Source organism: Comamonas sp. Tr-654 (assembly GCF_011752915.1).
Taxonomy (GTDB): Bacteria; Pseudomonadota; Gammaproteobacteria; order Burkholderiales; family Burkholderiaceae_C; genus Comamonas.
Genome location: NZ_VWWQ01000009.1, coordinates 69,612 through 90,841, shown reverse-complemented (window position 1 = coordinate 90,841; position 21,230 = coordinate 69,612). Strand labels below are relative to the sequence as shown.

Sequence of the window (21,230 nt, the reverse complement as noted above, 5' to 3'; positions counted from 1 at the left end):
GATCCATGTCCAAGTTTTTCATCCACAGACCGATCTTTGCCTGGGTGATCGCGATTTTCGTGATCATTGCGGGCGTGATCTCCATCACCAAGCTACCGGTGGCACAGTTCCCATCGGTGGCACCTCCCACCATCAACGTGACAGCGACCTACCCGGGCGCCACGTCACAGACCATGACGGATTCCGTCCTGCAACTGATCGAGCGCGAAATCAACGGCGCGCAAGGTCTGATGTACATGGAAGCCTCCGCCCCTGCGGGCGGTCAAGGCACTCTGACCGTCACCTTTGCCCCCGGCACCAACCCCGATCTGGCGCAGGTGGACGTGCAAAACCGCCTCTCGCGCGTGCTGCCTCGCCTGCCCCAGGTGGTTCAGGCCCTGGGCGTGCGCGTGGACAAGTCCATGAGCAACTTCCTGATGATTCTGGCCTTCCAGGCCGAGTCCGGGGAGACCTCGCGTGACGACATCGCCGACTATGTGAACCGCAATGTGGTGCCTGAGATCCAGCGTCTGGACGGCGTGGGCAAGGCACAGCTGTTTGCCTCGGGTCGTGCCATGCGCGTCTGGGTAGATCCAGCCAAGCTCCAGGGTTATGGCCTGTCGATTGCATCCGTCAATGCAGCGATTGCCGCGCAGAACCAGCAGATCTCCGGCGGTGCCCTGGGCAATCTGCCCAGCACCCCCGGCACCACGACCACGGCCACGATTGTGGTGCCCGGTCAGCTGAGCACGCCCGAGGAATTCGGCGAAGTGGTGCTGCGCTCCAACTCCGACGGCTCCACCGTTCGCCTCAAGGACGTGGCTCGCATCGAACTGGGCATTGAAAGCTATGCCTTCGAGTCGCGCCTGGACGGCAAGCCTGCCGTGGCAATGGCCGTGCAGCTGACCTCCACCGCCAACGCCATGGCGACGGCCAAGCTGGTCAAGGACAAGATGGCAGAGATGGAACCCTTCCTGCCTGCGGGCGTGAAATGGTCCTCGCCCTACGACACCTCCAAGTTCGTGAAGATCTCCATCGAGAAGGTGGTGCACACGCTGCTGGAAGCCATCGTGCTGGTGTTCATCGTGATGCTGATCTTCCTGCAGAACATCCGCTACACCCTGATCCCGACCATCGTGGTGCCCATCGCATTGCTCGGCACCTTTGCCGTGATGCTGGTTGCCGGTCTGACCATCAATATTCTGGCCATGTTCGCCATGGTGCTGGTGATCGGTATCGTGGTGGACGACGCCATCGTGGTGGTGGAGAACGTCGAGCGCATCATGGCCGAGGAAGGCTTGCCGCCCAAGGAAGCCACCATCAAGGCCATGGGACAGATCCAGGGCGCCGTGGTCGGCATCACCGTGATTCTGGTGACGGTGTTCCTGCCTCTGGCCATGTTCTCCGGCGCGACCGGCAACATCTATCGCCAGTTCTCGCTGGTGATGGCCATCTCGATCTTCTTCTCGGGCTTCTTTGCGCTGACACTGACTCCCGCACTGTGCGCCACCATGCTTAAGCCCATCCCCAAGGGCCATGCGCACGACAAGAAGACCGGCCTGCTCGGCCCCTTCTACAACTGGTTCAACCGCAAGTTCGAAGCCGGCACCAAGCGCTACTCCGCGGCCCTTTCCGGCGTGGTCAAGCGCTCCGTACAGGCCTTCATCGTCTACCTGCTGGTGATCGCCGGCGTGGTCTTCATGTTCCTGCGACTGCCCACGGCCTTCCTGCCTACCGAGGACCAGGGCTATGTCATCTCGCTGGCCCAGCTGCCTCCCGGCGCGAGCCTGGAGCGCACCAGCAAGACCATGGCGGAGCTGGAGAAGTTCGCCCTGAGCCAGCCTGAAACCGATCACATCGTGAGCATTCTGGGCTTCAGCTTCATGGGCCAGGGCCAGAACGTGGGCCTGGCGTTCACCACGCTCAAGGACTGGTCCGAACGCACTGGAGCTGGCTCGGATGCCAAGTCCTTTGCGGGACGCGTCATGGGCGCCATGTCCACGCTGCGAGACGGTTTCATCTTCACGCTGGTCCCTCCTTCAATTTCGGAGCTGGGCAACAGCGACGGCTTCACCTTCCGCCTGCAAGACCGCGGCGCCAAGGGCCATGCCGCACTGCTGGAAGCCCGCAATCAGCTGGTCGCCAAGGCCAACCAGAGCCCGGTACTGACCGGCGTGCGCTTTGACGGTGTGGACGACGCACCGCAATGGCAGGTGGACATCAACCGCGATGCCGTCTATGCCCAGCGCGTGAGCATGGGTGACCTGGCCACGACGCTGGCAACGGCCCTGGGCTCGTCCAACTCCACGGACTTCCCCAACAACGGCTTCATGCAGCGCGTCACCATCCAGGCCGATGCTGCCAGCCGCATGCAGCCCGAGGACGTGATGCGCCTGACGGTCCCCAACGCGCAAGGCCAGCTGGTGGAACTGTCCACCATGGTCAACGCCAAGTGGATCAGCGGCCCCATGCAGCTGACACGCTACAACGGCTACCCCTCCATGAGCATCACCGGTCAGGCCAAGCCCGGCTTTACCAGCGGCGACGCCATGAAGGAAATGGAAAAGCTGGCCCAGGAACTGCCCGACGGCTTCGGCTACGAGTGGACCGGCCAGTCCCTGGACGAAAAGAAGGCCGGCTCCTCTGCCATGCTGCTGTACGCGTTCTCCATCCTGGCCGTGTTCCTGTGCCTGGCCGCGCTGTATGAAAGCTGGAGCATTCCGCTGTCCGTGCTGCTGGTCGTGCCCCTGGGCGTGTTCGGCGCCGTGGCCGGCATGCTGATGCGCGGCATGCCTAACGACATCTACTTCCAGGTGGCGCTGATCACGGTGATTGGTCTCTCGGCCAAGAACGCCATCCTGATCGTGGAGTTCGCCAAGGACCTGCACGCAGAAGGCAAGAGTGCGCTGGAGGCCGCCCTGGAGGCCGGTCACCTGCGTTTCCGTCCCATTCTGATGACTTCGCTGGCCTTTATTCTGGGCGTGGTGCCGCTGTACATCGCCTCCGGCGCCAGCGCTGCCAGCCAGAAGGAAATCGGCACGGGCGTGTTCTGGGGCATGGTGATTGGCACGCCGATCTCCGTGTTCCTGGTGCCCGTGTTCTTTGTGGCCGTGTTCAATCTGTTTGGCAAGAAGTCCAAGCAAGACTCCAACGCCACTCCCCCGGCGGCAACTTCTGCAGCGCAGGGAGGCTCCCAACATGAATAAAACCTTGCTACCCGTAGCACTGGCCGGCGCGCTGCTGGCCAGCGGCTGCTCCTTCATTCCCACGCTGGAGCGCCCTGCTGCTCCGGTGGCCGAGCACTACCTGGCCACCGACGAGCAGGCTGGCCCCATCGCGGCCGCCGACATCCCCTGGCAGCAGTTCTACACGGACCCACGCCTGCAGCAGGTGATCCAGCTCGCGCTGGACAACAACCGTGACCTGCGTGTGGCCGTGCTCAATATCGAAAAGGCGCAAGCCCAATACCAGATCCAGCGTGCCGCCCAGCTCCCTGAGTTCGGTGTGGCAGGCAGCGCCAGCCGCCAACCCAGCGCCACCACGGGCCGCTATGTCAACTCGTACATGGTGGGCCTGTCCATGCCCAGCTGGGAAATTGACTTCTGGGGCCGCATCGGCAGCCTCAAGCAGCAGGCTCTGGCCCAGTATCTGGCGACTGAGGAAGGCCGCAAGGCGGCCCAGATCAGTCTGATTGCAACGGTCGCCAACACCTGGCTGAACCTGCAGGCGGACGAGGAGCTGCTGGCCATTTCCCGTCGTACCCTTGGCACACGCGAGCAGTCCATCAAGCTGACCAAGCTGCGCCTGGACTCTGGGGTGGCTTCCGAGCTGGACTACCGCCAGGCTCAGTCGCTGACCGAAAGCGCACGCGCCACGCTGGCCCAGCAAGCCGGTCAGCGCGAGCGCGACGTCAATGCCCTGACCCTGCTCGTGGGCCAGACTCTGCCAGGCGATCTGCTGACCAGCATGCAAGGCAAGCAACTGCGCGATCTGCCGGCCCTGGCCGATGTGCCTTCGGGCCTGCCCTCGGACCTGCTGCTGCGCCGGCCCGACATCCGCCAGGCCGAGCAAAGCATGATTGCCGCCAATGCCAGCATTGGCGCAGCACGCGCGCTGTTCTTCCCCAACATCACCTTGACGGCCTCGGCCGGCTTTGTGAATTCGGAAGTCTCCGATCTGTTCAAGTCGGACTCCGCCGCCTTCACGATTGCGCCTTCACTGTACCTGCCCATCTTCAATGCAGGCCGCAATCGCGCCAATCTGCAGGTCGCAGAAACCAGCCAGAAGATTGCCGTGGCGCAGTACGAAGGATCCATCCAGTCGGCCTTCCGCGAAGTGTCCGACACCTTGGTGAATCGCCGCTCGCTCAAGGAACAGCTCGACGCCCAATCGCGTCAGCTGGAGGCAGAGCAGGTGCGCTACAAGCTGTCCGATCTGCGCTATACCAACGGCGTCGCCAGCTATCTGGATCTGCTGGATGCCCAGCGTTCGCTGTTTGCGCTGGAGCAGTCCGTGGTGCAGGTGCGACTGGCGCAGCTGCAAAACCAGGTCAACCTCTACAAGGTGCTCGGCGGTGGCTGGACGGAAGCCAGCGCCAACGACCGCCCCGCGGCGGCGACCTCGGCCCAGTAAACAGGCCGGTTTTTGGGCTCTCGCACAAGGCGTCTTCGGACGCCTTTTTTCATGCCCGCCACAAATTGCCAACACAACGTTGATCCAACTCAACTCCTTTATCCAGCAGCCGTCAACCCGGATCGTCGTGCACTGGTGTTCTTAACCCTCACTTCTATAATGGTTTGTTCATCCCCATCCCACGATCTCAGAGGACTTCATGAGCGAGCAACACCACGAAGAAGCCCATACCGGCCCCATTAAAAAACCCAAGCAGCTGTTGCTTGCCGTCTTCTTCTCGTTTGTGGTTCCCATCTTCGTCATCATCGGTCTGGTCAAGTTCGTGACCTCGTCCGACACTCCGGGTGCAGGCACAGGCAATGCCGAAATGGCCAAGGCCATGCGTCTGCAAAAAGTGGGAACCGTGGAGATTCGTGACGCCAACCGCCCCCTGCGCGGCGGAGCGGAAGTCTTCAAGTCGCAATGCGCAGCCTGCCATGAGACCGGCACCGTCGGCGCCCCCAAATTCCAGGATGCAGCGGCCTGGGGTCCCCGCATCAAGCAGGGCCTGGAAACGCTGGTGCACTCTGCCCTGGCAGGCAAGGGAGCGATGGCGGCCCAGGGTGGCGGCGAATTCAATGACACGGAAATTGCCCGTGGCGTGGTCTATATGGCCAATGCCGCCGGAGGCAGCTTCCCCGAGCCGCAGCCGGCAGCCGGCGGCGCCGCCGCTGGCGATGCGCCCGCTGCAACGGCTGCAGCCCCTGCCGCCGCTCCTGCTGCGGCTCCAGCCGCCGAAGTGGCACCTACACCGGCAGCCGCCCCGGCTCCCGCAGCAGCCGCCTCCGATGCAGGCAAGAACCTCTACAACACCACCTGCATGGCCTGCCACGCCAGCGGCGTAGCCGGTGCTCCCAAGTTTGGCGACAAGGCTGCCTGGGCGCCTTTCATTGCCAAGGGCATGGACGATATGGTGCAGAAGGCCACCCAAGGCGTGGGCGCCATGCCACCCAAGGGCGGCTCCACCGCATCGGATGCAGACTTCAAGGCCGCCATCCAGTACATGGTGGATGCAGCCAAGTAGGCGCCCCTCCGCCCCGCAAAAACCGGCCTTTGGCCGGTTTTGTTATTTTTAGCCTCAAGCCCTTTACACACAAGCGCAAGCAGCTATCAAACTTGATAGCCCTCAGGGCTGGGCACAAAACCGAACTGCAACGGCAGCAAGGCGCTCTCGATCTCCTGCGCCTCGGGCAGCGCGCCACTCTCCAGCGCATTGGCGGCATCCAGCATGTCCAGACTGTGCACCATGCCCAGGCCTTGCGGCAGGGCCAGAAACAGCCGCCCCTGCTCGTCCAGCACCACCTGCTGCACCTGTTCGGCAGCCAGCTCCTGACCCGTGTGACTGTGCAGCTGCAAGCCATGCTCCGCGTATCGCAAGCGCCATATCCACGGCGCACTCTCCAGCTCTACATACACGCGCTGCGGGCCGTTCTGAAAATACCAGCGACCATCTGCCTCGACCAGATAGTTGCGGCCGATGAACTCGGCCAGCTTGTCGTGCTGCAGCAAATTGCCCCTGGAGCCTGGCTTGCCGCTGGCAAACGCGCCGCAGGCCTGGGCCTGCTCGTCCCTGAGCCACCACTGGCCGCGCGCATCCAGACCCAGCCAGCCGCTGCAGGCCGGCACATTGGGCCACTTGAGCATGGCCTGTTTCACGATGTCATCCATCACTCATCTCCTGATTATTCGGCGGCCGCTCAGAGCCACTGCTCCAGCCATTCGGTAACCGCCAGCGGCATAGCCTGCACATGGGCCGGCCAAGCACCGCTGGCAAAACCCACATGTCCGCCATGCGGCGGCTGCCAAAGCTGGACAGAGGGGCTCACCTCGTCGGGCGTGGGCAGGCTGTGCGCCGGCACAAAGGGGTCGTTGCGCGCATTGAGCAACAGCAAGGGCACGGCCACTTGCTTGAGCAGCGGTTTTGCCGAGGCACGGAGCCAGTAATCATCGGCATTCCTGAAACCGTGGACCGGGCCGGTAAACACATCGTCGAAGTCATGCAGGGTACGAGCGCGCTGCAGCCGCAGCCTGTCGAACACACCTGGCGACTGCTGCCATTTGGCCAGCGCCTTGGGCACCAGGGTGCGCATGAACATGGGGGTGTAGATCCAGCGATTCAGCCCGCGCCCCAGATTGACGCCGCCGGCCACCAGATCCAGCGGCGCACAGACCACCGCCGCGCCTTTGACGAGCTCTGCCGCAGCCTGCCGCTGCACCCCGGCCCAGCGTGCCAGGGCATTGCCACCCAGCGAGACCCCCATGGCCAGCAACCCACCGCTCGCGCCTTGCTGCAGCCGACGCAAAATCCAATCCACCTCGTCCGAGTCACCGGAGTGGTAGGCGCGCAGCAGGCGATTGGGCTCGCCGCTGCAGCCGCGAAAATGCGGTACGGCCAGATGCCAGCCACGCTGCGCGCAGACCTGGGCCAAGGCCTTGGCGTAGTGGCTGGAGGAAGAGCCTTCCAGGCCATGAAACAGCACCAGTGTGGGAGCGCTTGCACTTGCTGGATGACTTGAGAAATCGATATCGATGAAATCGCCATCAGGCGTATCCCAGCGCTCACGCCGCCATGTCGGAGTCTGCGCCTCCCTGGCGTAGAGTGCCGCCCAGATGGTCTGTATGTGACCGCCCGGCTGCCACCAAGGCGCACGGAACTGCTCGAAATTCATGAAGATCCCAGCCAGCTGCGCAGCTCGGACTGCAGGCCATTCTTTTGCGCCGCGCGCCACACCAGCTCCGGCGGAGCCACATGAATTCCCGGCGGCGCCTTGAGCAAGGCAGCCTCCACCAGACGGGCCACATGCATGGCCCGCACCGGGCGCTCCGCCTGCGGCAGCATATAGCTGAGCGCCGACAGCATGGTCTTTGCCGTGCGCTGCAGCCAATGGCCGGCATTGGCCTTTTGTGCCTCCCTGGCCGAACGTACAAAGATCAGCCGCTCAAAACCCAGCGCGGCAACGCCTTGCTCATTGAGATTGGCCAGGCCCTGCTTCAGCGCCTGGGGCAGACTGCCCATATCGTGGGGCAGCACCACGGCAAGCGTCTGCACACCACAGCGCAGCATCCACAGCGCCAGTGCCTGCAGCTGCTCGGGCTGCGGCGTCCACAAGGCTCGCTCGCGCTGGTAGTAGGGGCGCGGTGGCTCGAACATGATGAGACCCACATCGGCCTGCTGCACAGGCCATTGACACACATCGTCATACTGCAGGGCGAGCAGCTCCATGCCACGCAGGCCCTGCACATAGGGCTCGCGCGCCAGTACCTGGACCAGCGCATAGTTCTGTGCGCCAACCACACGGCTGAGCACCTCGTTGCCCAGCGGCCCCGTGGCCCCGGCCAGCAACAGGCGCGGCAAGGCCGCGGTTTTCGGGCCAGGACGCTGTGCGCCACGCAGGGCATCGAGTGGAGAAACAGTGGACATGATTGCAATGCTAGCGCTGCTGGGCAGCGGACAGGGTGACAGGCCTTGCACGCACACGAACCGGCCAAGCCCTTATGCTATGGTTTCCGTCTCAATTTCGTGAATGGAAACACCCATGAAACGCTGGCTTCTGGCAATCGCAACCGCCGCCACCATGCTCTCCCTCACGGGCTGCGGCTATAACGACTTTCAGCGTCTGGATGAAAAATCCAAGGCCGCCTGGAGCGAGGTGCTGAACCAGTACCAGCGCCGCTCGGACCTGATCCCGAACATTGTCGCCACTGTCAAAGGCGAGGCCAACTTCGAGCAGGAGACCCTGACCAGGGTGATAGAAGCACGCGCCAAGGCTACCTCGATCCAGGCCACGCCGGAGCTGATCAACAACCCCGAAGCCTTCAACAAGTTCCAACAGGCTCAGGGCGAGATTTCCAGCGCGCTCTCGCGCCTGATGGTGGTGGCAGAACGCTATCCCGAGCTCAAGGCCAACCAGGCCTTCCGCGATCTGCGCGTGACGCTGGAGGGTACGGAAAATCGCATCACCGTGGCGCGCAACGAATACATAGGTACGGTGCAGGCCTACAACGTGCTGGCGCGCAGCTTCCCCACCAATATCACGGCCAAGGTATTCAGCTACCAGGTCAAGCCGACCTTCACGGTGCAGAACGAGGCCCAGATTTCCCAGCCGCCGACCGTTGACTTCTCCACACCCGCAGCGCCTGCCGGCAACAAGTAATTGCGAGCATCGCCCTAAGAGTTTATGCAAAAATCGCCTCAAGCCCTTATCTATAAAGCGCTTGCAGCTATTGTTTTTGCAAGCATGCTACTGCTATCAGTGCTGCCGGTCCGGGCGCAAGGCGGCGCAGGCGCTCAGCTGCAGCCCGTGCCCGAGCTGACAGCGCGCGTCATAGACCAGACCGGCACGCTGAGCCCCGGCGATCTGCAGTCCCTGAGCGAGCAGCTCAAGAAGCTGGAGGATGAGACCGGCGCCCAGGTCGCCGTGCTCATGGTCGCCACCACGGCCCCGGAAGACATTGCAGCCTATGCCTGGCGTGTAGCCAGCAACTGGAGGCTGGGACGCAAGGACATTGGCGACGGCTCTCTCATCGTCGTGGCCAAAAACGACAGGCGCATGCGCATCGAGGTGGCGCGCAAGCTCGAAGGCGCCATCCCCGACATCCAGGCCGCACGCATCATCGATGGCGCCATGAAGCCCCGCTTTCGCGCCGACGACTATGCAGGCGGACTCTCGACCGCCATCGAGCAGATGGGTCTGCTGATTCATGGCGAGAAACTGCCCGCGCCGCAATCCCAGGCCCGCAAGTCCAGCCCATCCTGGTCCGAGCATCTGGACTTTCTGCTTCCGCTGCTGTTTTTCGGCTTTCCAATCGGGATTGCCATCGCCCGCGCCATTTTTGGCCGCGTTCTAGGTTCGGTGATCATTGGCGGCATTGCCGGGGCGGCCGCGTATGTGATCACCACCAGCCTGCTGATCGCAGGCGTGGCCGGCGTTGTAGGCCTGATCTTCACCCTGCTCTCCAACCTCTCGCGTGGCGGGGGCGGGCCGTATATCAGTACCGGCGGGGGCGGCGGCTGGAGCAGCGGCAGCGGAGGAGGCTTCAGCTCGGGAGGCGGTTTCAGCTCCGGTGGCGGCGGCAGCTTTGGTGGCGGTGGCGCCTCGGGGGACTGGTGAAATGAGCAATATCTTCCAACGCCTGGCACGTCTGGTGCGACACCGCTGGGCCGAACGGCATCTGCGCAAGGCCTTGCCGCCTGCCACGCTCAAGGAGCTGGAATTGCTGATCGCCAAAAGCGAGCTGGGCCACACCGGCCAGGTCCGCATCTGCATCGAGGCCGGCCTGCCCTGGAGCTATATCTGGCGCGATGCCACCGCGCGCCAGCGCGCGCTCTCCCAGTTCGCCAAGCTCCATGTCTGGGACACGGAGCACAACAACGGTGCCCTCATCTACCTGCTGCTGGCCGACCATGCCATAGAGATCGTGGCCGACCGCGCCCTGGACCGCACCATGAGCGCCGAGCAATGGCAAACGCTGATCAGCGATATGCAATCCGCCTTCCAGGGCGGGCATTTCAGCGTGGGTCTGGTATCGGCACTGGAGCGTGTCAACCGACAATTGCAGGCGCATTTTCCGCGCAAGTCCTCAGTCAATACGCAGCGCAACCTGTCCGACGCGCCCGTGGTCCAAAGACATCTGCCGAGCCGCAACCACTGATCCGGTTCTGCAGCCGCATGCGCCGGCTGCAGACCGCAGAAGCCTCAGGCCAGCACATGTCGCCCGTACGGCGAACACAGCCAGAGCACAGCCGCCACATTGATCAGGACCATGAGCCAGAACTGCAGCTGAAAGCTGGTCTTGCTGCTTTTGTGGCGCAGCCACTGCTGGGCCAGCAGGGCTCCGGGCCAGCCTCCGGCCAGCGCCATGGTCTGCAGCGTTTTTTCCGGCGTGCGCCACTGCCCCTTCTGGGCGGCCCATTTATCCTGCCAGTAGGCCATGAAGGTCAGCATGCTCAGGCCTGCATAGACCAGCCAGAGAACGCGTGGCACGCCCCAGATCACGGCGGCGGCCAGCATCAGCAACAGCCAGGTCAGCAACACGCCATAGCTGAAGCCACTGGAGGCATGCCAGCCCTGAGATGCCGCACGCGAGGACTGCAAACGCCCTGCAGACGGACTGTTTCGCCGCACCGGAGACGGCCGGGCCCGATGAGTCAGCGAGCCGCCAGCGCGCCATGCAACCTGAAGCGCACGCTTTCTGCCCTGCTCCATGCCGACGGCAAACTCCAGGCGCAGGCCGGGCTGGGGGCGCTGCTCCGCGGGCGGGCGCGGCTCAAAAGCACTGATATGGACAAATAGGCGCTCGCCACCGCCATCGGCCTCTATCCAGCCAAAGCCACGTTCGTCATTCCATTGCGTTAAGGTACCGCCGTAGCGCATCTCCATCCTTTGTTGTTTTTGACACCGCAAACAGGCCCGGTGATGCAAAAAGCAGGCGGGTCCCGTCCAGAAAAAACCTTTTCCCTCGCATGGCTGTGTTAGTTTTGGGTCAGCCGCATTTTCTTAAGAAAGCACTCAAACATGCAGAAATCTCTGTTCTCTCTGGCCGTCATCAGCTCTGCCCTGGCACTGAGCGCTTGCTCCTCCATCAGCCCCAGAGGCGCAGAAGCACCGGCTGAATACGACTACGCACTGAGCTGCAAGCTCAAGGAAGATGACCCCAAGAAGTGCGAAGCCCAGATTCGCGCTCTCTGCGAAGACCCCAGCAAGGCCGTGGTGCGCAAATCGCGCCATGTGGACCCGAAGGACAACTCCGTGGTCTACGGCTATCAGGCCGCCTGCAACGGCTAAGCCCTGCAGCACCCCGACATACCGGGTATTGCGCGCCTTGCCCTCCAAAGTATCAAGTGTGATGCACCTGAACCTCAGGAATGAACAGGCATGAAAAAGCCACCGCATGCGGTGGCTTTTCTTTGCTGATGCAGGTGCTCTAGGGCACCAGACATCAACGCTTCTGGCGGTACTTGCGCAGAGCGGCAATCTGAGCTGCCATGACGGCCAGCTCGGACTGTGCACGAGCGATATCCAGTTCGCCCCTGGCGTTCTTCAGGGCTTCCTCAGCGGCAGCCTTGGCCTTTTGCGCCTTTTCATCGTCCAGATCCTTGCCGCGGATGGCGGTGTCGGACAGCACGGTCACGCAGTTGGGTTGCACTTCCAAAATGCCACCGGCCACGAAGACGAACTCTTCGCTGCCATCAGGCATTTCGATGCGCACCGAACCCGGCTTGATGCGGGTGATCAGCGGTGTGTGGCGGGGATAAATGCCCAGCTCGCCCGCTTCGCCGGGCAAGGCGACAAAGCGCGCTTCACCGGAGAAGATGGACTCTTCGGCACTGACCACATCAACGTGAATGGTGTTCATCTTTGCTCCTTGAAAAGGTTAAAACTGGTCCTAAAACCGACACACCCCAAGCAAGAGACGCCAAGCAAGGGCCGCCCCGCAGCGAGGGCGTCGTCCCCCTCCTGAAAGAGAGGGGGAAGCGGCGAAAGCCGCTCAGGGGGTGAAGGCTAGTTAGGCTGCCAGCTTCTTGGCCTTCTCGAAGGCTTCGTCGATGGTACCAACCATGTAGAAAGCCTGTTCGGGCAGGTGGTCGGCTTCGCCGTTCACGATCATCTTGAAGCCACGGATGGTTTCAGACAGGGGAACGTACTTGCCGGGAGCACCGGTGAACACTTCGGCCACGTGGAAAGGCTGCGACAGGAAACGCTGCATCTTACGAGCGCGGGACACGACCAGCTTGTCTTCGGGAGCCAGCTCGTCCATACCCAGAATCGCGATGATGTCGCGCAGTTCCTTGTAGCGCTGCAGCGTGCCCTGCACTTGGCGAGCCACCTTGTAGTGCTCTTCGCCAACCACTTGGGGGTCCAGCTGACGGCTGGTGGAGTCCAGCGGGTCCACGGCGGGGTAGATACCCAGCGAAGCGATGTCACGGGACAGCACCACGGTGGAGTCCAAGTGAGCAAAGGTCGTGGCGGGCGAGGGGTCGGTCAAGTCATCGGCTGGCACGTAAACGGCCTGGATGGAAGTGATCGAGCCAACCTTGGTCGAAGTGATACGCTCTTGCAGCTTACCCATTTCTTCGGCCAGCGTAGGCTGGTAGCCCACGGCGGAAGGCATACGGCCCAGCAGAGCGGACACTTCGGTACCGGCCAGTGTGTAGCGGTAGATGTTGTCCACGAAGAACAGCACGTCCTTGCCTTCGTCACGGAAAGCTTCGGCCATGGTCAGGCCGGTCAGCGCCACGCGCAGACGGTTTCCTGGAGGCTCGTTCATCTGACCGTAAACCATGGCAACCTTGGATTCGTTCAGGTTGGCCTGGTTCACAACGCCGGCATCCGACATTTCGTGATAGAAGTCATTGCCTTCACGGGTACGTTCACCCACACCGGCAAACACCGACAGACCACCGTGGCCCTTGGCGATGTTGTTGATGAGTTCCATCATGTTCACGGTCTTGCCCACACCGGCGCCACCGAACAGACCCACCTTGCCGCCCTTGGCGAAAGGAGAGATCAGGTCAATCACCTTGATGCCGGTTTCCAGCAGTTCCTGCGAAGGCGACAGTTCGTCGTATGCAGGAGCCTTGCGGTGGATGGGGGCTGTCAGTGCCTGGTCCACATCGCCACGCTCGTCGATGGGGTTGCCCAGCACGTCCATGATACGACCCAGCGTCGCCTTGCCCACGGGCACGGTGATGGGGTTACCGGTGTTGGTGACCATCAGACCACGCTTGAGGCCGTCGGAAGAACCCAGGGCAATGGTACGCACCACGCCGTCGCCCAGCTGTTGCTGAACTTCCAGGGTCAGGGCCGTACCTTCCAGCTTCAAGGCGTCATACACCTTGGGCACCTGGCCGTGGGCAAACTCCACGTCCACCACGGCGCCGATACATTGAACAATCTTGCCTTGTACTTGAGCCATTTTTTGCTCCAATCTGTTTGTTCGTTAAAGCCGTTTACACAGCGGCTGCGCCTGCCACGATTTCCGACAACTCGGTCGTAATCGCTGCCTGACGCGTCTTGTTGTAGACCAGCTTCAACTCGCTGATGACGTTGCCGGCGTTGTCGGTAGCGGCCTTCATGGCCACCATGCGCGCCGATTGCTCGGACGCCATGTTTTCCGCAACTGCCTGGTACACGATGGACTCCACGTAACGAACCAGCAGTTCGTCGATGACGCTCTGAGCGTCAGGCTCGTAGATGTATTCCCAGGATGCACCCGTCTTCTCGGCTTGCAATTTTTCGGACGACAGGGGGAGCAGTTGCTCCACCACCGACTCTTGCTTCATGGTGTTGATGAACTTGGTGTACGCCAGGTACACCGCGCTCAACTTGCCTTCAGCATATTGGTCCAGCAACACCTTGACAGGCCCGATGAGCTTGTCGAGGTGAGGCGTGTCGCCCAAGCCTGTAGCGTGAGAGACCACCTTGGCACCGACACGGTTCAGAAAACCCAGTCCCTTGCCGCCAATGGCCACCGCTTCTGTCGCAATGCCCGCATCCTGCTGTTCGCGCAACTTGTTGGTGACGACACGCAACACGTTGGTGTTCATGCCGCCGCACAAACCCTTGTCGGTCGTCACCACGATGACGCCGACCTTCTTGGCATCGTTCACTTGCATGAACGGATGCACATATTCAGGGTTGGCTTCGCCAAGATGGGCTGCAATGTTGCGGATTTTTTCGCTGTATGGACGGGCAGCCAGCATCCGGTCCTGCGCCTTGCGCATTTTGGATGCAGCCACCATTTCCATGGCTTTGGTGATCTTCTTGGTGTTTTCCACCGATTTGATCTTGCCGCGTATTTCCTTACCTGCTGCCATGATGACTCCTCGCCGGTATTAAGCGAAGGACTTCTTGAATGCAGTAATGGCTGCAGTCAGTTCAGCTTCGTCCTTGCCTTCCTTGTCGAAAGCACGCTTTTCGTTCAGACGGTCCAGCAGAGCGCCGTGGCTGGTCTTCAGGAACTGGTGCAGACCAGATTCGAAGGGCAGCACTTGCTTGACTTCGATGTCGTCCATGAAGCCCTTGTTCACTGCGAACAGCGAAGAAGCCATCAGAGCGGTCGACAGAGGAGAGTACTGAGCCTGCTTGAGCAGTTCGGTCACGCGGGCACCGCGGTCCAGCTGCTTGCGAGTTGCCTCGTCCAGGTCGGAAGCGAACTGCGCGAAGGCAGCCAGTTCACGGTACTGAGCCAGGTCGGTACGGATACCACCGGACAGGCCCTTCACCACCTTGGTCTGAGCGGAACCACCCACGCGGGACACCGAGATACCGGCGTTGATAGCGGGACGGATACCGGCGTTGAACAGGCTGGTTTCCAGGAAGATCTGGCCGTCAGTAATCGAAATCACGTTCGTGGGAACGAAAGCGGACACGTCGCCAGCTTGTGTTTCGATGATAGGCAGAGCGGTCAGAGAACCGGTCTTGCCCTTGACTTCACCCTTGGTGAAGGCTTCGACGTAGTCGGCGTTCACGCGAGCGGCACGCTCCAGCAGACGGCTGTGGAGATAGAACACGTCGCCGGGGAAAGCTTCACGTCCGGGGGGACGACGCAGCAGCAGCGAAACCTGACGGTAGGCCACAGCCTGCTTGGACAGATCGTCATAAACGATCAGAGCGTCTTCACCGCGATCGCGGAAGTATTCGCCCATCGTGCAGCCGGAGTAGGCCGACACGTACTGCATGGCTGCCGATTCGGAAGCGGTAGCGGCCACGACGATGGTGTAGTCCATCGCGCCAGCTTGCTCCAGAGCGCGCACCACGTTCTTGATCGAAGATGCCTTCTGACCAATAGCGACGTAGATACAGGTAACGCCCTGGCCCTTCTGGTTGATGATGGCGTCGATAGCGACAGCCGTCTTGCCAGTCTGGCGATCACCAATGATCAGTTCACGCTGACCACGGCCCACGGGAACCATGGAGTCGATGGACTTGATACCGGTCTGCAGAGGCTGATCCACGGATTGACGTGCGATCACGCCAGGAGCGACCTTCTCGATCACGTCCGTCATCTTGGCGTTGATGGGGCCCTTGCCGTCGATAGGCTGACCCAGGGCGTTCACCACGCGGCCGACCAGTTCGGGGCCCACGGGCACTTCCAGAATACGGCCGGTGCACTTGACGGTGTTGCCTTCTGCGATGTGCTCGTAAGCACCCAGAATCACGGCGCCCACGGAGTCGCGCTCCAGGTTCAGAGCCAGACCGTAAGTAGGTTGACCGTCGGCGCCTGCGGGGAATTCCAGCATTTCGCCAGCCATCACGTCCGACAGGCCGTGCACGCGCACGATACCGTCAGTCACCGACACCACGGTGCCTTGGTTACGGACGTCAGTGCTAGCAGCCAGCCCTTCGATGCGGCTCTTGATCAGTTCAGAAATTTCTGCGGGATTGAGTTGCATGACTCTTTCCTTCTTTCTTGTGTGTTAGCCGAGACCTCAAGCGCATTACGCGGTGAGGGCCGCTTTCATTTGTTCCAGACGGGCCTTGACGGAGGTGTCCAGCACCTCGTCGCCCACCACGACGCGAACGCCACCGATCAGCGATTCATCGAGCTTCACGGTGAGATTCAGCTTGCGGCCAAAGCGCTTTTCCAGCGTGGCGCCAAGCTCGGCCAGCGCTGCATCCTCAATCGGGAAAGCGCTGTACACCACGGCATCCGAAGAGCCGCTCTTGCTGTTCACGAGGCTGCGGAACTGGGCTGCCACTTCAGGCAGCACGTCCAGACGGCCGTTTTCGAGGACCACATGCAGGAAGTTGCGTGCGGACTCGGGCAATGCCGACTTGGCCACACCCGTGACGAGATCGAACACTTGCGCGTCGCTCACGTTCGGGTTGTCGGCCAGTTGGCGCAATTGCGGGTTGGCGGCAATCGCCGCCAATTCCTCCACCCAAGCGACAGTGCTGTTCAAGTCTGCGCCCTTGTCGGCACAGGCTTTGAACAATGCTTCGGCGTAAGGGCGGGCAATGGTGGCGAGTTCTGCCATTTTTTGCTTTCCTTACAGCTCTGTCTTCAGGCGGTTCAGCAGATCAGCGTGGATACCGGCATTGACTTCCTTCTTCAGGATCTGCTCGGCACCCTTGACGGCCAGCGCTGCCACTTGCTCACGCAGGGCTTCACGGGCAGCAATGGCTTGCTGGTCAGCTTCAGCGCGGGCAGCAGCAACAATCTTGTTGCCTTCTTCTGTCGCGCGGGCCTTGGCTTCTTCAATGATGGCCTGGGCGCGGCGTTCGGCGTCCGCAAGCCGCGAAGCTGTTTCGTTGCGCGTCTGGGCCAATTCCTGCTCGACGCGCTTGTTGACAGCGGTCAGTTCGGTCTTGGCCTTGTCGGCAGCAGCGAGGCCATCGGCGATTTTCTGGGCTCGCTCATCCAGTGCCTTCGCGATCGGGGGCCACACGAACTTCATCGTGAACAGCGCCAGAACCAGGAAAACACCAAGCTGAACGAACAGGGTCGCGTTAATACTCACGGCAACACCTTTCTATTTAGGGCGTTGAACGGAGCTTAGGCAACCAGTTGGAAGGGGTTGGCGAAGGCGAACAGCAGAGCGATAGCCACACCGATCAGGAAGGCGGCGTCGATCAGACCAGCCAAGATGAACATCTTGGTTTGCAGTTCGTTGATCAGCTCAGGCTGACGTGCCGAGGATTCCAGGAACTTGCCACCCATCAGAGCGATACCGATCGAAGCGCCGATAGCGCCCAGACCAACAATCAGACCACAAGCCAGAGCGACGAGACCGAGAACGTTTTCCATGATGACTCCTAGGGATTAAAGAAAGGTTGAGTGAAAGAAAGGATTTCAGTGAGCTTCATGTGCCTGGCCGAGGTAAATCAGCGTCAGCATCATGAAAATGAAGGCTTGCAGGGTAATGATCAGGATGTGGAAGATCGCCCAGATCGAACCTGCAATGATGTGCCCCACGGGGAGCAACACACCGGAAAGCGACATGGCAGCCGCACCGCCCATCAAGGCGATCAGACAGAACACCAACTCACCAGCGTACATATTGCCGAACAGTCGCATACCGTGCGAAACCGTCTTGGCAATGTATTCAATGATTTGCATGGCCAGGTTCACAACACCCAGGATCACAGCAAACACGGGATTCTTAGAGGTACCGAACGGAGCGGTCACCAGTTCGTGAGCCCAGCCGCCCATGCCCTTGATCTTCACCGAGTAGATCAGGCACAGAACCAGCACACCGGTCGACAGACCCAGAGTGGTGGACAGGTCGGCGGTAGGCACGACACGCAGGTAGGCATGGGAGTCGCCCTGGGCGGTCTGCCACAGCACGGGCAGCAGATCCACAGGCAGCATGTCCATGGCGTTCATCGCGAAGATCCAGACGAACACGGTCAGTGCCAGAGGAGCGATGAACTTGCGAGATTCAGCGTTGTGAATATTGGCCTTGGCCTGGTTGTCCACCATCTCGACCAGCATTTCCACCGCAGCCTGGAAACGGCCGGGAACGCCGGAAGTCGCCTTGCGGGCAGCCAGCCAGAGGACGAACAGGCACAAAGCGCCCAGAGTCACACTCACGGCAATCGAATCCAGATTGAACACGGAGAAGTCGATGATGGACTTCTGCTTGATGTTCTGGAGGTGTTGCAAGTGGTGAACGATGTATTCACTTGCAGTTGGTGCGTGCGCTTCTGCGGCCATCGGTCAACTTCTCTCAAATATCAATCGGTTTTTGGACACTGGATCGCACCAGAAGCGCAACCCAATACGTTTTCATCACAACAATCAAGCCAACCAGCAGCGCCAGCCAGCTCAGGTCAGGTACCAGCTTGGGCGCAGCCGCCAACATGGCGATGCACAGCACCAGCTTCACCAGCTCCCAACCGAAAATCCCTGCCATGGCACCACCGGCACCTCCCGGCCGCTGACGAACCACGCCTCTTGCAAACAGCGCCGCGGGCAACACGACCGCCAGCGCTCCATACGCTGCCGACCAGCCTGCGGCTGCACGCCCCGTGATCAACCACGACAGCAAAGCCACGATAACGCCTACCAGCGTCTGAACCATGACGATGCGCCAGACCGAAACCTGCGGAAAGCGCGAACGCCATGCAGAGGCTTCTTGTGCAGTCAGGGGCTTGAAGTCTTCGACTTCGTCCTCATCCTGGAAATCAGCGGGCATGTTTGTCATGTTTTCTTTCGCACCGCTGACCAGGCAAGACTTTTTTACAAAGCCTCTGATTATAAGTAAAAACCCCCGTCGTTAGATAGGGGTTGATACTGTCATGCGCAAAACGTCTTTGACAAGACCTGAGGGTTGTCGCCGAGTGACAACATTTGCCACCCGCAGCTTTGGTGCGGCGCGAGTGTGCCTCAATTGAAAAAACCTGATTGCCCTGAATTGTCTGCCTGCACCCAGGGGCTTTGAGGGTTTGCAGACTCAGGTCATCCATCGATTAGGCCCACACACGCAGGGCTGCCCGGCGTGGCGCACAATCTTTGCTACTCATTGACAGGCTGTTTCACCAACGGCAATTTTTCATTTCAGCCAAGGATTCCTCATGAGCGACACGCCCAACACATCTGCCGCCAACGAGAACGGTCAGCAAGAAGACCCGCGCAAGGATTCGCTGATCGAATACCCGAGCCAGTTTCCCATCAAGGTCATGGGTGTCAAGAATGAGCATCTGGTGCATGAAATCACCAAGATCGCCGAAAAATTCGACCCCAGCTTTGACGCCAGTACGGTCGAGCTGCGCCCCAGCTCCGGCGGCAACTACCTCGGCGTGACCATCACCATCACGGCCACCAGCCGCGAGCAGCTGGACGACACTTACCGCGCACTGACCTCTCACCCCCTGGTGAAGGTCGTGCTGTGAGCGACAGCCCGATTGCTTCTGCATTGCAGCCACCCGAGACCATGGACCTGCGCTTTCTGGGGCGCACCGGCTATGAGGCTGCGGTGGTCGCGATGCAGGAGTTCACGCGCACCCGCAACGCGAGCACGCGCGACGAACTCTGGATTTGTGAGCACTCACCACATTTCACGCAGGGGTTGGCCGGCAAGACCGAAAATGTTCTGAACCCCGGCGATATTCCCGTGGTCGCTACCAATCGCGGCGGCCAGGTTACCTATCACGGCCCCGGTCAGGTGGTTGCCTATCCGCTGCTGGATCTGCAGCGCATGGGCTACTTCGTCAAGGAATACGTGTACCGGCTGGAAGACGCGGTGATCCGCACGCTGGATCATTTCGGCGTCACCGGTCACCGCGTGGCAGGCGCGCCCGGCATCTATGTGCGCCTAGACGACCCGCGCAGCCATGCCATGCTGGAGCAGCGCCCGCAGCACCGCGAAGCCGGCAGCCCGGCGCCCGAGCCTCATTTCGAGGGCCTGGGCAAGATTGCCGCCCTGGGCATCAAAGTCAGCCGCCACAGCACCTACCACGGAGTGGCACTCAATGTCGATATGGATTTGGAACCTTATTTGCGAATCAACCCTTGCGGATACGCAGGACTGAGGACGGTGGACCTTTCTACAATCGGCATACAGACAACCTGGGACGAGGCCGCATCCGTGCTGGGCCGCCAGTTGAAGGCGCGTCTCTCTCCCTGAAGGCAAGATCATGAGCACCAATGAAGTCGTGCGCGAAGCGCAGTCCGCCGCAAACTACAACCCGCTGGCCAAGCAGAAGGCTGCCGCCAAGCTGGCGCGCATCCCCGTGAAGGTGGAGCAGGCCGAAGTCCTGAAGAAACCCGAGTGGATCCGCGTCAAGGCCGGCAGCCCCAGCACGCGCTTTTACGAAATCAAGGACATTCTGCGCAAGAACAATCTGCACACGGTCTGCGAGGAAGCCAGTTGCCCGAATATCGGCGAATGCTTCGGCAAGGGCACGGCCACCTTCATGATCATGGGCGACAAGTGCACGCGCCGCTGCCCGTTCTGCGACGTGGGCCATGGCCGTCCCGACCCGCTGGACGTGAACGAGCCGCTGAATCTGGCGCGCACCATTGCCGCTCTGCGCCTGAAGTATGTGGTGATCACCAGCGTGGACCGCGACGACCTGCGCGACGGCGGCTCGGGCCACTTCGTGGAATGCATCAAGAACATCCGCGAACTCTCGCCCGAGACGCAGATCGAAATCCTGGTGCCCGACTTCCGCGGTCGTGACGACCGCGCGCTGGAAATCCTCAAGTCGGCTCCGCCCGATGTGATGAACCACAACCTGGAAACCGCACCACGCCTGTACAAGGAAGCCCGCCCCGGCTCCGACTACCAGTTCAGCCTGAACCTGCTCAAGAAGTTCAAGGAGCTGCACCCCGATGTACCGACCAAGAGCGGCATCATGGTGGGCCTGGGCGAGACGGACGAGGAAATCCTGCAGGTGATGCGCGATATGCGCGCCCACAACATTGACATGCTGACCATCGGTCAGTATCTGGCGCCCACCAACAGCCACCTGCCCGTGCGCCGTTATGTGCACCCCGACACCTTCAAGATGTTCGAGCAGGAGGCTTACAAGATGGGCTTCACCCACGCCGCCGTCGGTGCCATGGTGCGTTCCAGCTATCACGCCGACCAGCAGGCACATGCCGCAGGCGTCTGAGCACCAAAGAAAGTGCTC

General features: G+C 61.2%; 23 protein-coding genes. 10 read left to right on the top strand and 13 right to left on the bottom strand.

Annotated elements, in window-relative coordinates:
* Window positions 1-5: 5 nt before the first annotated feature.
* From F3J24_RS22885 to F3J24_RS22875, 3 genes are all read left to right on the top strand, one after another.
* Window positions 6-3,185 (top strand): efflux RND transporter permease subunit, encoded by a 3,180-nt coding sequence (locus F3J24_RS22885; protein ID WP_167010934.1) that lies wholly within the window; start codon window positions 6-8, stop codon window positions 3,183-3,185.
* The gene (locus F3J24_RS22880; protein ID WP_167010932.1) at window positions 3,178-4,611 is read left to right on the top strand and encodes an efflux transporter outer membrane subunit; all 1,434 of its coding nucleotides are present in this window, start codon (window positions 3,178-3,180) and stop codon (window positions 4,609-4,611) included. Before F3J24_RS22885 ends, F3J24_RS22880 begins: the two co-directional genes overlap by 8 nt.
* Window positions 4,612-4,810: 199 nt before the next feature.
* Window positions 4,811-5,674, top strand: a complete 864-nt coding sequence (locus F3J24_RS22875; protein WP_167010930.1) for a cytochrome c5 family protein — start codon at window positions 4,811-4,813, stop codon at window positions 5,672-5,674.
* A gap of 86 nt (window positions 5,675-5,760) precedes the next feature.
* Here F3J24_RS22875 and F3J24_RS22870 read toward each other — a convergent pair whose 3' ends face one another.
* Genes F3J24_RS22870 through F3J24_RS22860 form a run of 3 tightly spaced genes read right to left on the bottom strand, consistent with a single transcriptional unit; the run spans window position 5,761 to window position 8,071 of the window.
* Complete coding sequence (locus F3J24_RS22870) at window positions 5,761-6,318, bottom strand: DUF2946 family protein (RefSeq protein WP_167010928.1); 558 nt, start codon at window positions 6,316-6,318, stop codon at window positions 5,761-5,763.
* A gap of 29 nt (window positions 6,319-6,347) precedes the next feature.
* Window positions 6,348-7,319, bottom strand: coding sequence for a YheT family hydrolase (locus F3J24_RS22865; RefSeq protein WP_167010926.1), 972 nt, complete (start codon window positions 7,317-7,319; stop codon window positions 6,348-6,350).
* Complete coding sequence (locus tag F3J24_RS22860; protein WP_167010924.1) at window positions 7,316-8,071, bottom strand: hypothetical protein; 756 nt, start codon at window positions 8,069-8,071, stop codon at window positions 7,316-7,318. The genes F3J24_RS22865 and F3J24_RS22860 overlap by 4 nt, the downstream gene beginning before the upstream one ends.
* A gap of 115 nt (window positions 8,072-8,186) precedes the next feature.
* Here F3J24_RS22860 and F3J24_RS22855 point away from each other — a divergent pair, with 115 nt between their 5' ends.
* The 3 genes from F3J24_RS22855 (at window position 8,187) to F3J24_RS22845 (ending at window position 10,302) form a co-directional block, all read left to right on the top strand.
* On the top strand, window positions 8,187-8,804 hold the full coding sequence (locus tag F3J24_RS22855) for a LemA family protein (protein WP_167010922.1): 618 nt from the start codon (window positions 8,187-8,189) through the stop codon (window positions 8,802-8,804).
* 84 nt (window positions 8,805-8,888) lie between these two features.
* Window positions 8,889-9,761, top strand: coding sequence for a YgcG family protein (locus tag F3J24_RS22850; protein ID WP_167010920.1), 873 nt, complete (start codon window positions 8,889-8,891; stop codon window positions 9,759-9,761).
* Window position 9,762: 1 nt separating this feature from the next.
* Window positions 9,763-10,302 (top strand): TPM domain-containing protein, encoded by a 540-nt coding sequence (locus F3J24_RS22845; RefSeq protein WP_167010918.1) that lies wholly within the window; start codon window positions 9,763-9,765, stop codon window positions 10,300-10,302.
* Between the two features lie 44 nt (window positions 10,303-10,346).
* On the opposite strand, the gene F3J24_RS22840 is transcribed toward F3J24_RS22845, so the two are convergent.
* Window positions 10,347-11,030 (bottom strand): cold shock and DUF1294 domain-containing protein, encoded by a 684-nt coding sequence (locus F3J24_RS22840; protein ID WP_240154450.1) that lies wholly within the window; start codon window positions 11,028-11,030, stop codon window positions 10,347-10,349.
* A 135-nt stretch (window positions 11,031-11,165) separates the two neighbouring features.
* Between F3J24_RS22840 and F3J24_RS22835 the strand changes: the two genes are divergently transcribed.
* Window positions 11,166-11,435 carry a hypothetical protein gene (locus F3J24_RS22835; RefSeq protein ID WP_003059362.1) on the top strand — a complete coding sequence of 90 codons (270 nt, stop codon included), beginning with the start codon at window positions 11,166-11,168 and terminating at the stop codon, window positions 11,433-11,435.
* A gap of 154 nt (window positions 11,436-11,589) precedes the next feature.
* Here F3J24_RS22835 and F3J24_RS22830 read toward each other — a convergent pair whose 3' ends face one another.
* From F3J24_RS22830 to F3J24_RS22790, 9 genes are all read right to left on the bottom strand, one after another.
* Window positions 11,590-12,006, bottom strand: a complete 417-nt coding sequence (locus F3J24_RS22830; RefSeq protein ID WP_167010916.1) for a F0F1 ATP synthase subunit epsilon — start codon at window positions 12,004-12,006, stop codon at window positions 11,590-11,592.
* Between the two features lie 150 nt (window positions 12,007-12,156).
* Window positions 12,157-13,566 carry a F0F1 ATP synthase subunit beta gene (gene atpD / locus F3J24_RS22825; RefSeq protein WP_003059366.1) on the bottom strand — a complete coding sequence of 470 codons (1,410 nt, stop codon included), beginning with the start codon at window positions 13,564-13,566 and terminating at the stop codon, window positions 12,157-12,159.
* Between the two features lie 34 nt (window positions 13,567-13,600).
* Window positions 13,601-14,467, bottom strand: coding sequence for a F0F1 ATP synthase subunit gamma (gene atpG / locus F3J24_RS22820; protein ID WP_167010914.1), 867 nt, complete (start codon window positions 14,465-14,467; stop codon window positions 13,601-13,603).
* A gap of 18 nt (window positions 14,468-14,485) precedes the next feature.
* A complete protein-coding gene (gene atpA / locus F3J24_RS22815) occupies window positions 14,486-16,045 on the bottom strand; it encodes a F0F1 ATP synthase subunit alpha (protein WP_003059371.1) in 1,560 nt (519 codons plus the stop codon).
* A 45-nt stretch (window positions 16,046-16,090) separates the two neighbouring features.
* The gene (locus tag F3J24_RS22810) at window positions 16,091-16,630 is read right to left on the bottom strand and encodes a F0F1 ATP synthase subunit delta (RefSeq protein WP_167010912.1); all 540 of its coding nucleotides are present in this window, start codon (window positions 16,628-16,630) and stop codon (window positions 16,091-16,093) included.
* 12 nt (window positions 16,631-16,642) lie between these two features.
* Window positions 16,643-17,113 (bottom strand): F0F1 ATP synthase subunit B, encoded by a 471-nt coding sequence (locus F3J24_RS22805; protein ID WP_003059375.1) that lies wholly within the window; start codon window positions 17,111-17,113, stop codon window positions 16,643-16,645.
* 35 nt (window positions 17,114-17,148) lie between these two features.
* Window positions 17,149-17,400 (bottom strand): F0F1 ATP synthase subunit C, encoded by a 252-nt coding sequence (atpE, locus tag F3J24_RS22800; RefSeq protein WP_003059376.1) that lies wholly within the window; start codon window positions 17,398-17,400, stop codon window positions 17,149-17,151.
* Window positions 17,401-17,445: 45 nt separating this feature from the next.
* On the bottom strand, window positions 17,446-18,309 hold the full coding sequence (atpB, locus tag F3J24_RS22795; protein ID WP_003059377.1) for a F0F1 ATP synthase subunit A: 864 nt from the start codon (window positions 18,307-18,309) through the stop codon (window positions 17,446-17,448).
* 13 nt (window positions 18,310-18,322) lie between these two features.
* Complete coding sequence (locus F3J24_RS22790) at window positions 18,323-18,790, bottom strand: ATP synthase subunit I (RefSeq protein ID WP_019042020.1); 468 nt, start codon at window positions 18,788-18,790, stop codon at window positions 18,323-18,325.
* Between the two features lie 379 nt (window positions 18,791-19,169).
* Here F3J24_RS22790 and F3J24_RS22785 point away from each other — a divergent pair, with 379 nt between their 5' ends.
* From F3J24_RS22785 to lipA, 3 genes are read left to right on the top strand one after another with little or no spacing between them, the layout of a single operon-like run.
* On the top strand, window positions 19,170-19,487 hold the full coding sequence (locus tag F3J24_RS22785; RefSeq protein ID WP_003059380.1) for a YbeD family protein: 318 nt from the start codon (window positions 19,170-19,172) through the stop codon (window positions 19,485-19,487).
* Between the two features lie 41 nt (window positions 19,488-19,528).
* Entirely contained in the window at window positions 19,529-20,221 is a 693-nt protein-coding gene (gene lipB / locus F3J24_RS22780) for a lipoyl(octanoyl) transferase LipB (RefSeq protein WP_167011155.1), read from the top strand.
* A 10-nt stretch (window positions 20,222-20,231) separates the two neighbouring features.
* Window positions 20,232-21,212: a lipoyl synthase gene (gene lipA / locus F3J24_RS22775; protein WP_003081713.1), complete on the top strand. Its 981-nt coding sequence runs from the start codon at window positions 20,232-20,234 to the stop codon at window positions 21,210-21,212.
* Window positions 21,213-21,230: the final 18 nt, after the last annotated feature.